This window comes from Oceanimonas sp. GK1, assembly GCF_000243075.1.
Taxonomy (GTDB): domain Bacteria; phylum Pseudomonadota; class Gammaproteobacteria; order Enterobacterales; family Aeromonadaceae; genus Oceanimonas.
Window position 1 is genome coordinate 1,620,321 of sequence record NC_016745.1, and the last position, 14,516, is coordinate 1,634,836.

At 61.2% G+C, this 14,516-nt stretch carries 17 protein-coding genes; 9 read left to right on the forward strand and 8 right to left on the reverse strand.

The annotated features are described in order from the left end of the window. The 5 genes from GU3_RS07720 (at position 1) to GU3_RS07740 (ending at position 6,687) form a co-directional block, all read left to right on the forward strand. Entirely contained in the window at positions 1-1,215 is a 1,215-nt protein-coding gene (locus tag GU3_RS07720) for an FAD-dependent oxidoreductase (protein ID WP_014291968.1), read from the forward strand. A 331-nt stretch (positions 1,216-1,546) separates the two neighbouring features. Further along, entirely contained in the window at positions 1,547-2,650 is a 1,104-nt protein-coding gene (gene gcvT / locus GU3_RS07725) for a glycine cleavage system aminomethyltransferase GcvT (RefSeq protein ID WP_014291969.1), read from the forward strand. Positions 2,651-2,669: 19 nt separating this feature from the next. Next, the gene (gene gcvH, locus GU3_RS07730; protein ID WP_014291970.1) at positions 2,670-3,059 is read left to right on the forward strand and encodes a glycine cleavage system protein GcvH; all 390 of its coding nucleotides are present in this window, start codon (positions 2,670-2,672) and stop codon (positions 3,057-3,059) included. 169 nt (positions 3,060-3,228) lie between these two features. Continuing rightward, on the forward strand, positions 3,229-6,111 hold the full coding sequence (gene gcvP, locus GU3_RS07735) for an aminomethyl-transferring glycine dehydrogenase (protein WP_014291971.1): 2,883 nt from the start codon (positions 3,229-3,231) through the stop codon (positions 6,109-6,111). Between the two features lie 168 nt (positions 6,112-6,279). Beyond that, positions 6,280-6,687 carry a host attachment protein gene (locus GU3_RS07740; RefSeq protein ID WP_148265872.1) on the forward strand — a complete coding sequence of 136 codons (408 nt, stop codon included), beginning with the start codon at positions 6,280-6,282 and terminating at the stop codon, positions 6,685-6,687. 111 nt (positions 6,688-6,798) lie between these two features. Here the strand turns inward: GU3_RS07740 and GU3_RS07745 are convergent, their stop codons facing one another. After that, a complete protein-coding gene (locus tag GU3_RS07745) occupies positions 6,799-7,371 on the reverse strand; it encodes a YceI family protein (RefSeq protein ID WP_014291973.1) in 573 nt (190 codons plus the stop codon). Positions 7,372-7,593: 222 nt separating this feature from the next. Between GU3_RS07745 and GU3_RS07750 the strand changes: the two genes are divergently transcribed. From GU3_RS07750 to GU3_RS07760, 3 genes are read left to right on the forward strand one after another with little or no spacing between them, the layout of a single operon-like run. After that, positions 7,594-7,908, forward strand: coding sequence for a YqjD family protein (locus GU3_RS07750; protein WP_014291974.1), 315 nt, complete (start codon positions 7,594-7,596; stop codon positions 7,906-7,908). 4 nt (positions 7,909-7,912) lie between these two features. After that, the gene (locus tag GU3_RS07755; protein WP_014291975.1) at positions 7,913-8,305 is read left to right on the forward strand and encodes a phage holin family protein; all 393 of its coding nucleotides are present in this window, start codon (positions 7,913-7,915) and stop codon (positions 8,303-8,305) included. Positions 8,306-8,314: 9 nt separating this feature from the next. After that, positions 8,315-8,554 (forward strand): hypothetical protein, encoded by a 240-nt coding sequence (locus GU3_RS07760; protein ID WP_014291976.1) that lies wholly within the window; start codon positions 8,315-8,317, stop codon positions 8,552-8,554. Between the two features lie 14 nt (positions 8,555-8,568). Here GU3_RS07760 and GU3_RS07765 read toward each other — a convergent pair whose 3' ends face one another. Together GU3_RS07765 and GU3_RS07770 are read right to left on the reverse strand one after the other, a co-directional pair. Next, positions 8,569-9,417, reverse strand: coding sequence for a DnaA ATPase domain-containing protein (locus tag GU3_RS07765; protein ID WP_014291977.1), 849 nt, complete (start codon positions 9,415-9,417; stop codon positions 8,569-8,571). Beyond that, positions 9,401-10,087 carry a DnaT-like ssDNA-binding domain-containing protein gene (locus tag GU3_RS07770; protein ID WP_014291978.1) on the reverse strand — a complete coding sequence of 229 codons (687 nt, stop codon included), beginning with the start codon at positions 10,085-10,087 and terminating at the stop codon, positions 9,401-9,403. Before GU3_RS07770 ends, GU3_RS07765 begins: the two co-directional genes overlap by 17 nt. Positions 10,088-10,220: 133 nt before the next feature. Between GU3_RS07770 and GU3_RS07775 the strand changes: the two genes are divergently transcribed. Continuing rightward, complete coding sequence (locus GU3_RS07775) at positions 10,221-11,198, forward strand: response regulator (RefSeq protein WP_237711173.1); 978 nt, start codon at positions 10,221-10,223, stop codon at positions 11,196-11,198. On the opposite strand, the gene galU is transcribed toward GU3_RS07775, so the two are convergent. The 5 genes from galU to GU3_RS07800 all read right to left on the reverse strand — a co-directional run bounded on the left by galU (position 11,192) and on the right by GU3_RS07800 (position 14,516). After that, entirely contained in the window at positions 11,192-12,100 is a 909-nt protein-coding gene (gene galU, locus GU3_RS07780; RefSeq protein ID WP_041543595.1) for a UTP--glucose-1-phosphate uridylyltransferase GalU, read from the reverse strand. The genes GU3_RS07775 and galU overlap by 7 nt on opposite strands. A 95-nt stretch (positions 12,101-12,195) precedes the next feature. Further along, complete coding sequence (locus GU3_RS07785; RefSeq protein ID WP_014291981.1) at positions 12,196-12,486, reverse strand: helix-hairpin-helix domain-containing protein; 291 nt, start codon at positions 12,484-12,486, stop codon at positions 12,196-12,198. A gap of 200 nt (positions 12,487-12,686) precedes the next feature. After that, a complete protein-coding gene (locus GU3_RS07790; protein ID WP_014291982.1) occupies positions 12,687-12,986 on the reverse strand; it encodes a YciI family protein in 300 nt (99 codons plus the stop codon). 11 nt (positions 12,987-12,997) lie between these two features. Next, positions 12,998-13,549: a septation protein A gene (locus GU3_RS07795; protein ID WP_014291983.1), complete on the reverse strand. Its 552-nt coding sequence runs from the start codon at positions 13,547-13,549 to the stop codon at positions 12,998-13,000. A gap of 70 nt (positions 13,550-13,619) precedes the next feature. Continuing rightward, positions 13,620-14,516, reverse strand: coding sequence for a DMT family transporter (locus tag GU3_RS07800; RefSeq protein ID WP_014291984.1), 897 nt, complete (start codon positions 14,514-14,516; stop codon positions 13,620-13,622).

The window sequence follows — 14,516 nt, forward strand, 5'->3', positions numbered from 1 at the left end:
ATGCAAGCGGCAGACATCATTATTATCGGCGGTGGCATGGTGGGGCTTTCCCTGGCGCTGGCCCTGGCCCCCAGCGGCATGAAGGTGGCGGTAGTAGAAGGGCAAAAGCCGGATCCGCATTTTGGCCCGGTGGCCGACAACCGGGTCAGCGCCATTAACCTGGCGTCACAAACCCTGCTGGAAAACCTGGGCGCCTGGCCCGCCCACAGTAACCGTCTGGGCCCCTATACCGAAATGGAAGTGTGGGAGGCCAACAGCTCGGCGCGCATCGGTTTTTCCGCCGCGCTGATGCATCAGCCCCATCTTGGCCATATTGTGGAAAACCGCCTGCTGCAATACCACCTGCTGGAGCAGGCCCGGCTTAGTCCGCACATCAGCCTGCACCTGCCGGCCCGGGCCGCTACGGTGTCGGCCAGCGAAGCCGGTGCCTTTGTGCTGCTGGATGACGGCACCCCCATCACCGGCCGGCTGCTGGTAGGGGCCGACGGGGCCCGTTCCTGGCTGCGCCAGCAAATGCAGCCGGGCATGACCGAATGGGATTACGATCATCACGCCCTGGTGGCGACCATTGAAACCGATGCGCCCCACGGCCAGTGCGCCCGGCAGATTTTCAACGGCAACGACATCATCGCCTTTTTGCCGCTGGCGAACCCTCACCAGTGCTCGCTGGTGTGGTCCTGTGCGCCGGAGCGGGCCGAGGCGCTGCTGGCGCTTTCCGACACCGAATTCAACAAGCAGCTGGCCACCGCCTTTGATCTGCGCCTGGGGCTGTGCCGGGTATTGGGGCCACGCATGGCCATTCCCCTCAAGGCCCGCTACAGCCAGCAGTTCTGCGGTCAGCGCTGGGCGCTGATCGGCGATGCCGCCCACACCATACATCCATTGGCGGGGCAGGGGGTCAACCTGGGTCTGCAGGATGCCGCGGCCCTGGCAGAAACCCTGCTGGCGCGCCACGCCGAGGGCAGGGACATCGGCGAGCTGGCCGGTCTGCGCGCCTTTGAACGCTGGCGCAAGGCCGAAGCCGCCACCATGCTGGCGGGCATGGAAGGGCTGAAGCGACTGTTCGGCGCCGAGCTGGGGCCCATCAAGGGCCTGCGCACCCTGGGCTTGAGCCTTACCGACCGACTGACACCGCTGAAACGGCGGCTGGCGGCCCATGCTCTGGGAGTGGGGGGGCTGCAACCGGCGCTCTCCCGCTTTAATGAAAATGCTTGAGAAAAACTAATCCGAACCTGGTTGTTGATTAGTTTTTCTAGGGCTTGGTCAGGCGAGTTCACAAGCGCAAATTTTGCGCTTGTGCTTATTTAGGGGCTTTTTTATATATCAAGTTTTAATTTTTTGTTAATTTTTGGTTTTTTTAGCCGGTTTTGTTGCACTCTTCACGTTAAAGCGGCTGTGTTGGTGTCGTTTATATTTTGTTCTTTTAACTTGATTGATTAGTTTTTTTTGACTTCCTTGCCGTGTTATCCCGAGTCCGCTTGAGTATAATCAGTGGGCCATACCGGATTATTGCTCGCTGGCCGGGCTCGGAATAGAAGGAAGCGTCATGACTCAGCAAACAGTTTTGCATCCTCAGCACCTGGAAGCCGGTGCCAAGATGGTGGATTTTCACGGTTGGGAAATGCCCATCAACTACGGCTCCCAGCTTGAGGAGCACCATGCCGTCCGCCAGGACGCCGGCATGTTCGACGTCTCTCACATGACCATCGTCGATGTGCAGGGCGCCCAGGCCAAGGCCTTTTTGCAGCGCCTGCTGGCCAACGACATCGGCCGGGTCACTCAGCCGGGCAAGGCCATCTACAGCGGCATGCTCAACGAGCAGGGCGGGGTCATCGACGATCTCATCACCTATTACTTCGCCGAAGACGACTACCGCATGATCGTCAACTCCGCCACCCGCGACAAGGATCTCGCCTGGATGGCGAAGCAATCCGAGGGCTTTGAGGTCACCCTCACCGAACGGCCTGAGCTGGCCATGATCGCGGTGCAGGGCCCCAACGCCAAAGCCAAGGCCGCCACCGTGTTCAGCGCCGAGCAGAACGCTGCCGTGGCAGGCATGAGCCCCTTCTTTGGGGTGCAGGCCGGCGAGCTCTTTATTGCCACCACCGGCTACACCGGTGAAGACGGTTATGAAATCGTGGTGCCCGCCGAGCAGGCCGGCGCCCTGTGGAATGCCCTGAAGGACGCCGGTGTTCGCCCCTGTGGCCTGGGTGCCCGTGACACCCTGCGCCTGGAAGCCGGCATGAACCTGTACGGCCAGGACATGGACGAGTCGGTTTCTCCGCTCGCCGCCAACATGGCCTGGACCATCGCCTGGGAGCCGGCCGAGCGTGACTTTATCGGCCGGGCCGCCCTTGAAGCCCAGCGCCAAGCCGGCGATCAGCCCAAGCTGGTGGGGCTGGTAATGAAGGAAAAAGGCGTGCTGCGCGCCGGTACCGCCGTGCGCTTTACCGATGCAGACGGTAACGAGCAGCAGGGTGTGATCACATCCGGCACCTTCTCGCCTACACTGGGTTTCAGCGTTGCACTGGCGCGGGTTCCGCGCTCCATTGGTGACAACGCGGAAGTGGAACTGCGCAAAAAATGGATGCCGGTGTCCGTGGTAAAACCGACTTTTGTACGTTTCGGCAAAGCGGTCGCCGAGTTTTAAGAACCAAGAGGAACAACTGATGAGCAATATCCCCAGTGAACTGAAGTATGCCCGCTCCCACGAATGGGTACGGGTTGAAGGAAACGGTGAAGCGGTGATCGGCATTACCGAACATGCGCAGGAGCTGTTGGGTGATATGGTGTTTGTTGAGCTGCCCGAAGTGGGCCGCACCGTGGACGCGAGCGAAGACTGCTGCGTGGCCGAGTCCGTGAAGGCAGCGTCCGACATCTATGCCCCGGTCAGCGGTGAAATCATTGCCGTGAACGAGGCACTGGAAGACAGCCCCGAGCTGGTGAACTCCGACCCCTACGGTGACGGCTGGCTGTTCCGCATCAAGCTGGCTGACGAGTCCGATCTGGACGAGCTGCTGGACGCCGAAGGCTACGAAAACAGCATCGACGAAGACTAAGTTCGCCAAAGCCCCCGTAATGGGGGCTTTGTTGATGTTGCCTTTCAAAGCCAGCAGCCGCGGCTGCTGAGGTGCCATTTCACTGTCAGGCGCTTGCCGGCCACGTACCCCCCAAAACGCCGGTCGCCTGCCTACCCTCGGGCGGGGCCCGAAAAGGAAGTAAGGAAAAATGACCCAGTCTTTGTTTGAACTTGAGCAGAATAACGCCTTCATCGGCCGTCATATTGGTCCTTCCGAGCAGGAAGTGGCCGAGATGCTGGCGGTGGTGGGCGCCGACAGCCTGGACGATCTGATTAAGCAGACGGTGCCGGCGAGCATCCTCATCGATCAGCCCCTTGGCATTGGCGCGGCCCGCACCGAGCAGGAAGCCCTGAGCTACCTGAAGTCACTGGCCAGCCAGAACAAGGTGTACAAGAGCTATATCGGCATGGGCTATCACGATACCCATGTGCCCCTGGTCATTCAGCGCAACGTGCTGGAAAACCCGGGCTGGTATACCGCCTATACCCCGTACCAGCCGGAGATCGCCCAGGGCCGTCTTGAAGCCCTGCTCAACTTCCAGCAAATGACCCAGGATCTGACCGGCCTGCCGCTGGCCAGTGCATCGCTGCTGGACGAAGCCACCGCCGCTGCCGAAGCCATGGCCCTGGCCCGCCGGGTCAGCAAGAACAAGAAAGCCAACATCTTCTTTATTGCCGATGACGTGCACCCCCAGACCATTGACGTGGTCCGTGAGCGGGCCGAGCACTATGGTTTCGACATTCAGGTGGCTCCCGCCGAGGCAGTGGTGGAGCACGATGTGTTTGGTGCCCTGTTCCAGTACCCGTCCACCACCGGCCAAATTCGCGACCTCAAGGGCCTGATCGCCCAGGTGCAAAGCGGCAAGGGCATTGCCTGTGTGGCCGCCGATATTCTTTCCCTGGTGCTGCTCAAGGCCCCGGGCGAGCTGGGCGCCGACGTGGTCCTGGGCAACGCCCAGCGCTTTGGTGTGCCTATGGGCTACGGTGGCCCCCACGCCGCCTTCTTCGCCACCCGCGACGAGCACAAGCGCTCCCTGCCGGGCCGCATTATCGGCGTGTCCAAGGACACCCGCGGCAAGCCGGCCCTGCGCATGGCCATGCAGACCCGCGAGCAGCACATTCGCCGTGAAAAGGCCAATTCCAACATCTGTACCGCCCAGGTGCTGCTGGCCAACATGTCCAGCTTCTACGCCGTGTATCACGGCCCGGAAGGCCTGAAGCGTATCGCCGACCGGGTGCACCGCCTGACCGATATTCTGGCCCTGGGCCTGCAAAGCAAGGGTGTGGCACTCAAGCACGATACCTGGTTCGACACGCTCACCATTGAGACCGCCGACAAGGACGCCATCATTGCCCGCGCCCTGGCCAAAGGCGCCAACCTGCGCACCGATCTCGACGGCGCTCTTGGGGTGTCCCTGTCCGAAACCACCACCCGGGGTGACGTGGCCGAGCTGTTCGACATCTTCCTCGGAGACGGCCATGGCCTGACCGTGGATGCGCTGGATGCCAAGGCTGCCGCCGGTACCGATTCCATTCCTGCCAGCCTGCTGCGCGACAGCGCCATCCTCAGCCACGAGGTGTTCAACAGCTATCACTCGGAAACCGAGATGCTGCGCTACATCCACAAGCTGGAAATGAAGGATCTGGCCCTGAACTACGGCATGATTTCGCTGGGCTCCTGCACCATGAAGCTGAACGCCACCGCCGAAATGGTGCCCATCAGCTGGCCCGAGTTCGCGCAAATCCACCCCTTTGCGCCGCTGGACCAGACTCAAGGGTACCAGACCATGATCGGCGAGTTGGAAAACTGGCTGGTGAAGGTCACCGGTTACGATGCCATCTGCATTCAGCCCAACTCCGGTGCTCAGGGCGAATACGCCGGCCTGCTGGCCATCAAGAAATACCACGAGTCCCGGGGTGAAGGTCATCGCGACATCTGTCTGATCCCGAGCTCCGCTCACGGCACCAACCCGGCCTCGGCCCAGATGGCCAACATGAAGGTGGTGGTGGTGGCCTGCGACAAGCAGGGCAACATCGACATGGTCGACCTCAAGGCCAAGGCCGAGGAAGCGGGCGAGAATCTGTCCTGCATCATGGCGACCTATCCGTCCACCCACGGCGTGTATGAAGAAAACATTCGTGAAGTGTGCGAGATTGTTCACGCCTACGGCGGTCAGGTGTATATGGACGGCGCCAACATGAACGCCCAGGTGGGCATTACCTCACCGGGTTTCATCGGCTCCGACGTGTCCCACCTCAACCTGCACAAGACCTTCGCCATTCCTCACGGCGGCGGCGGTCCGGGCATGGGCCCCATTGGCGTAAAAGCCCACCTGGCGCCCTTCGTGGCCGGCCACGCCGTGGTGAAAACCGACAAGGAAAGCCGTAACAACGGCGCCGTGTCGGCCGCTCCGTTCGGCTCTGCCAGCATTCTGCCCATCAGCTGGATGTACATTGCCATGCTGGGTGACGAAGGCCTCAAGCGCTCCACCCAGCTGGCCATTCTCAACGCCAACTACCTGATGCGCAGCCTGGCCGAGGATTACCCCATCCTCTACACCGGCCGTAACGACCGCGTGGCCCATGAGTGCATCGTGGACATTCGCCCGCTGAAAGAGTCCAGCGGCATCAGCGAAATGGACGTGGCCAAGCGCCTGAACGACTTTGGCTTCCACGCCCCGACCATGAGCTTCCCGGTGGCGGGCACCCTGATGATCGAGCCGACTGAGTCTGAGTCCAAGGCCGAGATCGACCGCTTCATTCACGCCATGAAGCAGATCCGCGCCGAAATGCGCAAGGTGGAAAGCGGCGAGTGGACCCTGGAGGACAATCCCCTGGTACATGCGCCGCACACTCAGGACGACATCATGGACGCCGAGTGGAACCGCGCCTACAGCCGCGAGCTGGCGGTGTTCCCCTCCGACGACGTGCGCCGCAGCAAGTTCTGGCCCACCGTTAACCGCATCGACGATGTGTACGGCGACCGCAACCTGTTCTGCAGCTGCCTGCCCACCGAAGCTTACGGTGAGTGATAACTTGCTTTAGTATGGTGAGTTAGTGAAAAGCCCCGCTGAAAGCGGGGCTTTTTGTTATGAGCCGGACACCTCAGTGGCATCCCATGCAATCTGGCAGGAATCAGCAATACTTAAGACGCTCAATGCATCCCGAACTGTTCCAACAATCGAAGAAAGAGGTGTGATATGCCAATGCCAGATTGGATCGTGGTTGCCGATGCCGCCAAGGCGGTTGTGTACCGGCAGGACTGGGTTGAAAACGTGGGAGAGGAGGTGATGGATCTGGTCCACCCGCAAGCGCGCCTGAAAACGAGCGAACTGACCACCGATGTGTCGAGCATACCGGAGAAAACCGATCCCAGTCATACCGAGAATCAGCGTTTTGCCCGGGAAATCATCACTCGGGTGAGGCACGCGCTGGATCACAACGAAATCGGGGGGTTTTACCTGGCGGCGCCTCCCCAATTTCTGGGCCTGCTGCGCGAGGCCATGGACGATCGACTGCGCAAGGCGCTGCACAAGGATCTGGACAAAAACCTGAGTGGCGCGTCCCACCGCGAAGTGCTGGCCGCCTTTAAAAACAACGGCAAATAAGCCTTACCTCAGCCATGGGGACGGCCGCTGGCTTCAGCAGGCCGTCCTCACTCGAACAGCTCCTTCAGTCCGTTTCTGCCGTTGCTGCATGTGGCACGGATGAATGCCGGCTTATTGCTTGTCCAGGCTCAGTACAAAGTTCACCGGCACGGCACGGGTAATGGAAGGCAGGCCGGCCAGCTCCTGCAGTTTGTTGATGCCCTCGGTGAGGGAAAAGTCTTGCTGATGCACGATCACCGGATCCCAGCTTGAGACTACCAGGTCGCCATTGCCCTTGTGGCTCACCAGCACGGTCACCGGCATGACTTTTTGCTGTCCGTGCAGGCTGAGGGTGGCGTCGGTGGTGATGACCTGGTCTTCACCGCCGGTCAGGGCATTAAGCTCGCTGGCAAGATCGGCCCTTAGCGTCAGGCTGGGAAACCGGCCGGTTTCAAACAGGAATTCACCAAAGCGCTCGTTGCGAATGGGAATGCCGGTTTCGACGCTGGCCAGATCAATGCTCAGTTCAAATTGACCGGCATCGCTCAGCCGGCCCGATAGTCGCTGAAAATGGTTGGGTTCGCCTACGCTTTCCTTTTTGACGGTCACAAAGCTGACCCGGCTCAAGTCGTTATTCAGTTGCCAGTCGGCCAACGCCGGGGCACTGGCCAAACACAGAGAGACAAGCAGGATGTGGTTCAACATGATGTTTTCCTTTAAACGGTGATGCTGAGTCGAGTATAGGGCAGGGAGGGGGAAGGCATGTGTTTTCAAGGCCGCTGGCGGTGATGGCTGCGACGGTCTCGATCGCATCCTTAACCAAAATGTGTGTTTGGGCTGGCGAAGCACCACGTCAGGCCATATGGTGTATGAGAAGTATCTGGTTTTCATCGAGAGTGTTGGCTGAAATACAACCAAGGAGGCAATATGGCCGGTAAATACGAGGCGGAACGCGCCGCATTGATGAGTGACGTCAAACAGCTGCTGAAAGACGCAGAAGCCCTTTACCAGGCGGCGGCCGATGACGGCACCAAGGAAGGCAAGGCGCTGAAGGAAAAGCTTAAGGCCCAGCTCGACCGGGCCCAGCAGCAATATGCCGACATGGAAGACTCGGTTATCGAGCGCACCCGCCAGGCGGCGCACCAGACCAATGATCTGGTGCACAGCAAACCCTATCACGCCATGGGCATAGCGGCGCTGGTGGGGCTGTTGCTGGGTGCGCTGCTGTGCCGGGGTCGCTAACGGCATGGCGGGCAGAACGCCACTGCGGGATGTGCTCGACACCGTGATCGAGCTGCTCTTTGTGCGCTTTCGCATGGCGCGCATTGAGTTTATCGCCCAGAAAGAGCGGATGGTACGCCTGGGCGTGCTGGCGCTGAGTGCGGTGGCACTGTTTTTTATGGCCTTTATCAGCCTGCTGTTCGGCCTGAGCGAGGTGCTGTCGCCGGCGGCCCGGGTGTGGGTGTTCTTTGGCCTGGCGGCAGGGCTGCTGCTGGGCATGCTCTGGGCCTGCCTGGCCATGATACGCAACCTGGCCGGCCAGCGGCGCTTTCTGGAGCAGACGCTGAAGGACGTACAGGAAGACGTCGCCTACCTGCGAGGCCAGCGCGATATGAGCGACTGGTCAATGAAAGACTGAGGGGGTGACATGCACAGAGACCTGCAGGAAGAACAACAGCTGCTGCAACTCAAGGCGGAAGCACTGCGCCTGAAGCTGCTGACCCAGCAGGCCCGGCGGCGCGAGCAAACAGAGGTTGACTGGCTGGCGCTAGCCGAGCAACTGCCGAAAGTGGGGCTGGCCTGGCGGCTGGCCCGTCTGCCCCGGCGAATGAGTAACAAGCTGTTGCTGGGGGCGGGGCTGCTGGCGCTGATTTGGTGGCGGCGGTAGGCCGCCATAAGGCTTCAACTGCGGTAGTCGCCAATGTCCGGGCGGCGGCTGGGGCCGCGCAGGGCGATGTCCACCGGATGAAAGGCCTTGATGGCTTCAAAGCAGAAATCTCCGACCGCCCGGTGCAGCGACTGGGGATCGTGGTTGCTGATGATGATAATGCTCTTTGACAGGTTGCGCCGGCGGCGCAGCAGGTGGCCGAGAAAGCTGGACTGGCTTTCCGCCAGCCGGCTGCGGTTGGCGGCCACTTCATCGAGCACCAGCAGATCCACTTCTTCCAGGGCACGGCGATACTGGTTGCGGCTTTCCTGATCTTCAATGACCCCAAAGAACAACCGGTCCACTACCGAGGCCCACTGCTGAAAGATCACCGACTTCTGGTGCTGCTGGATCAATTCGTGGGCAATGGCCCCGGCCAGGGTAGACTTGCCGGTGCCAAAATCGCCGTAGATCAGAATGCCGGTGCCGCCCTTTTTTTCCCAGTGATCAAAGGCATTGATAAAGTGGTGGGCGGTCTCAATATGGTGTGACAGGGCCGGATCGTTGCGGTCCATGTTGGCGAAGGTCCAGTCGGTGTTCAAATCCGCCTGGGCCAGCAGGCGCTCGGTGCGGTGCATTCGGGCTTCCTGCTGCAGCCGTTTTACGTCGGCGTTGGCCTGTTGCTCATACTGCAGGCGCAGGGCGTCGTAGTCATACTGCGGCAGGTTGCCGCCGGCGCGAAGCCGCTGCAGGTGCTGGAGCACCCCCTGAACCTCGCCCCTGGCGGCGGCAGGGGTGGTGTCTTTTTGCGGGCGCTGCTGCTGACGGCGACGCCGGGCAATCTCGGCCATGTCGGCGGCCATTTCTTCAGGTGTCTTTTTCATCATGGCTCTCCTGGTGCTCGTCGCTCAGACGCCGGGCTTCTTCCATCATCTCCCGGGCCCGTTTGCTCGGGCCGGTCTCGGTTTCTGCCGGTGCGGCCGCTTGCTGGTAGCCGGTAGGGGGCTCAAGGCCCGGTGGACGCCGCAGGGCACGGCGGCTTTTCAGCTGGCGTACAAAACGCAGCATCCACTGATGCTGGTTTTCAAATACTTCCGGGCGGCCCAGCCAGTAGGCGATGAATTCGCCCAGCTCCACGTCATCAAAACGGCTGTCGAGCAGGCCGCACAGCCGCGCCAGCCCGTCGAGCTGCTCATCGGGCCGCCATTCAGGATACATGGCAAACTGGCGGGCGGGCAGGGGCGTGAGGCCTTGCAGGTTTTTCAGGGCCAGCCGAAAGCGGGCGCCGTGATAATGCTGGGGATGGGCACGCTCTTCCAGGGCCAACAGGCCGGCCTGCTGCAATTCGTCCACCAGGGCGGTGAGATCCCCGGGGGTTACCCGGTAGCGGTAGTCTCCCTCGCCCTGCACCGCCAGCGCCCGGCCCAGACTCGGGTAGTCGAGGGGCAGGGTCACATCGCCCCGGGCCTGGTGCCTGAGGTAAAGCAGGTAAAGGCTGCGGGCGGGGTGAGAAAGCCGGGGGGAGGTCAGTGCCTGATATTCTGCGGGAGTCATAGCGCCTGGGTACTCGAATGATGCGGCCATTATCCAATAAAGCGTCGCCGGAATACAGCCGGGACTGCACTATGGGTGAAATCGGCTAGGCTGAATTTAGGTATCATTTTCATTCGCGGATTACGTCATGTTCATGCGAAACCCATGCATATTGTTGCTGGATGACGACGCCCTGTTCCGGCGCCAGATGCTGGCCTACCTGGAGTTGTGGGGCGCCCGGGTGCTGGAAGCCGATACCCTGGAGCAGGGGGTGCAGCTGGCCGCGAGGTGGTGGCCCGATCTGGTGCTGGGCAACCTCGGATTACCCGTCAACGGGCAGGCGTCGTTGCTGACCGAATTTCGCCGGCATCATGTCCTGGCCCCCTTCGTTGCCATCTCCAGTGAGGGAAAAATGGCCGAAGTGGCGGCGGCACTGCAGGCCGGCGCCGTTGATTATCTGGTCAAGCCGGTACAGGACTGGAGCTCGGTCAAGCGGCGGCTGGCGGCCTGTCTGTTGCCGGTCAGTCAGCAGGCGCAACGAGAGCTGGCGGAGTTTGAGTCCCATCTGGCGTTTTATCGCCGCCAGGACATGGCCGCGTCACGGCTGTTGCGGGATCTGGGGGCATCGGGAGAGTTGCAACTGGGCAGCTGGCACCTGAGCTGCCATTACCGTACGCCCTGGGTGCTGACCCAGTCGGTGCGACTGGAGCAGGACTTGCTGTTGCTGGCGGCGGAGTTCGATCCGCTGCATCAGGATACGCCCATGCTGATGTTGCTGGTGGCGTTTCTGCTGCATGAGCCCCTGCGTCAGTATCAACGCAGAGGGAACCGCTTGCTGGAAAGCCCGGCCCGCACCCTGGAATATTTTAATCAGCGGCTGTTTGAGACGGAGCTGAATGCCGGCGTCAACCTGTTGTTGCTCAGGCTCAGGGCCGACAGCAACACCCTGGAGGTGGCCAACGGCGGCATGACCGGCTGTGACTGGCTGGCCTGCTGCAACGCCGGCCCCCTGGGGCGAGGCGATTTCACCGCCAGTCCCTGGTATCAGCCCTGCCGCTTTCCGCTGCAGCTCAGCCTCAGTGGCAGCCACGGCGGTCGCATTGAGCTCACCGCCCGCCGTGCGCCTTACTGAGCCGGCAACAGCTGTTGCAGATAGCGGCGAAAATCTTCGCCCAGCTCCTTGTGGCGCAGGCCATATTCCACATTGGCTTTCATGTAGCCCAGCTTGCTGCCGCAATCGTGGCTTTTGCCGGTAATGTGGTGGGCATCAACCCGCTCCTTGTCCATCAGCATGGCGATGGTATCGGTCAGCTGAATTTCGTCGCCCTTGCCCAGCGGGGTTTTTTGCAGCAGCGGCCAGATGCTGGCCGGCAGCACATAACGGCCCACGACCGACAGGTTTGACGGCGCCTCTTCCCGGGCCGGTTTTTCCACCATGGCGGTAATGGCCGCCGACTCGCCCTGGGCCAGGCTGGCGTTACCCAGGTCGACAATACCAAACTGATCCACCAGCGCGTCGGCCACCGGCTCCACCAGGATCTGGCTGTGGCCGGTTTCATCAAAGGCGGCGATCATGGCGGCCAGGTTATCCCGGCCCAGATCGCAGGCGGCATCGTCGATCAGCACGTCGGGCAGCAGAATGGCAAAGGGGGCATCCCCCACCAGCGGGCGGGCACAGAGAATGGCGTGCCCCAGGCCCCGGGCCTCGCCCTGACGCACATGCATGATGGTGACATCGGGCGGGCAGATGTTCTGCACTTCACTCAGCAGCTGGCGCTTGACCCGTTTTTCCAGGGTGGCTTCCAGCTCAAAGCTGGTGTCGAAATGGTTTTCAATGGAGTTCTTACTGGCGTGGGTGACCAGCACAATTTCCTTGATACCGGCCTGAACGGCCTCGTTGACCACGTACTGGATAAGCGGCTTGTCGACCACCGGCAGCATTTCCTTGGGAATGGCCTTGGTGGCGGGCAGCATGCGGGTGCCGAGGCCGGCCACGGGGATCACGGCCTTGCGAATGGATTGTTGGTGTGACATGGGATCATCGCCGTTGAAAACAAAGCCGGTATCATAACCAAAGCTGCCCCTTTCGGCCACGGGCCGAAAGGGGCAGTGCCGTCAGTGTCGCTGTCTTAATTGCTCAGCAGGTGCCGGTTCTTTTCCACCGTGGCCTCGCCTATTCCCCTGACTTGAACCAGATCGTCCACCGAGGAGAAGGGACCGTTGGTGTCGCGGTACTCCACAATGGCGTCGGCCTTGGCCGGTCCAATGCCGGACAGCTGGGCCAGTTGCTCCGGCGTGGCGGTATTGATGTTGATGCTGGTGACCACCACGCTGTCGGCGTTGTCCGCTTCATTGGCCAGCGCCGGTAGGCCGGTGGCCAGCAGCATCGACAACAGAGCAGGGGCAAACAGTTTTTTCATTTCCGTGTCTCCTTTGGGTTGCTCCCGTTGAGTCCTGTCTGTTCAGGACCATTAAAGACTCGTTCAGAAACCTGATTTGTGCAAACTTTAAACGGAAACCGGTGGCGGCCGGTTGCAGACAGGGGCAATAAAATGCCGGCGCGAAGGCCGGCATCGAGGTAGGAGAAGGCAGTCCGGGCCAGGCCCGGATCAGTACCGGCTCAGGGCAGCACTTGCTTGAACGGCTTGACGATGACGCTGGCATACACGCCGGCAGCCACGTAAGGGTCGGCGTCGGCCCAGCTCTGGGCGGCTTCGAGTGAGTCGAACTCGGCAATGACGGTGCTGCCGGTAAAGCCAGCCTCGGCGGGATCCTCGGCATCAATGGCGGGGTTGGGACCGGCCACCAGCAGGCGGCCTTCATCGGCCAGGGCCTGCAGCCGGGCCAGATGGGCCGGGCGGGCTTCCTTGCGCAGGGGCAGGCTGTTGGGGTTATCCTGGCTGAAAATCACGTACCACATGAAAATTGTCCTTAACGTTGGTTATTGGGTCCGGATTGTACCGGTTGCTGGCGATAGAGATAGAGCACGGTGGCGACCGTAAACAACAGGGTCAGGCCCAGCAGGCCGAACACCTTGAAATTGACCCACCATTCCTGGGGCAGACTGAATGCCACATAGACATTCAGGGCGCCGCAAAAGGCAAAAAAACCGGCCCAGGCCAGGTTGGCCCTGTCCCATACCGAGCCAGGCAGGGTCAGCTCCTTGCCCAGCATCTGCTGAATGAGGTTCTTGCCAAAGCCGTAGCGGCTGATGAGCAGGCCCAGGGCAAACAGGCCGTTGACCGCGGTGACCTTCCACTTGATAAAGGCGTCATCGTGAAAAAACATGGTCATGCCGCCAAAGCCCAGCACCAGCACCAGGGTGATCAGGTGCATTTTTTCCAACTTTTTGTGGCGCAGCCACTGCACCAGCATCTGCACGCAGGTGGCGGCCATCAGGGCGCCGGTGGCGGCGTAGATATCCACCGTCTTGTAGACCACGAAAAAAATGATCAGCGGAAGGAATTCGGCAAACTGCTTCATTGTCGTCACCTGTACGAAAGTAATGCTTCAAGTGTACCCGCAGGGCTGCCGGCGGGTAAAGCAAAGGGGCTCAGGACTGCTCCTGGGATGACAGCACCGGCTGCACATGTTGCCGGTATTTGCGCCGGTCCAGGGCGCTTTTGACGATCATCGCCAGCAGCACGATGGCACCGCCCAGCAGCCCCTGATTGCTGGGCCGTTCGCTCAAAAACAGCCACACCAGCAGGGTGCCGAACACGGTTTCCAGCAACATCAGCAGGCTCACTTCCGCCGACGGCAGATAGAGCGGGCCGCGCTGGATCAGGGTAAAGCCTGCCGGCAGCAGCACCAGACACAGCAGTACCAGCCAGCCCAGATCCACGGCGCCGGGCAGCACCACCTGACCGCTCCAGGCCAGCGCCAGGCTCGCGGTGAACAGGCCGCTCAGGGCCAGCATGGGGCTCATATCAACACCGGGCTTACTGCGGGCCAGGGTCAGGTTGCCCGCCAGTCCCAAGGCGGCCATCAGGGCCAGCAGGTTGCCGAGCAGGGAGCCGTCACCGGCGTCGTCGAGCACAATCAGACTGATGCCGAACAGACAGGCGCCAATGGCCAGCCAGGTGCGCAATGGCAGCCGTTCGTGCAGAAACACCCGGCTCAGCAGGGCGGCAATCAGGGGCGTGGAGGCCAGGATCACCAGTACGTTGCCGGCCTTGGTGAAGTGGTTGCCGAGCACAAAACCAAAGGTGCCGATGGTAAACATCAGGGCACAGCCCACGCCGGTCAGACCGCAGACGCGAAAGGCCCCGGGCCAGGCCGAGCGGTGGCGGGCCACCACGATCAGCCAAAAGCCCAGCAGGTTAAACAGGGCGCGCCACAGCACCAGCTGATCCGGCGGAATACTGATAAGTCGCAGCAGCAGGGCGTCGGGGGAGATGATCAATACCCCCAGGGCCGTCAGCAGCAGCCCTTTCTGATGATGGTTCAT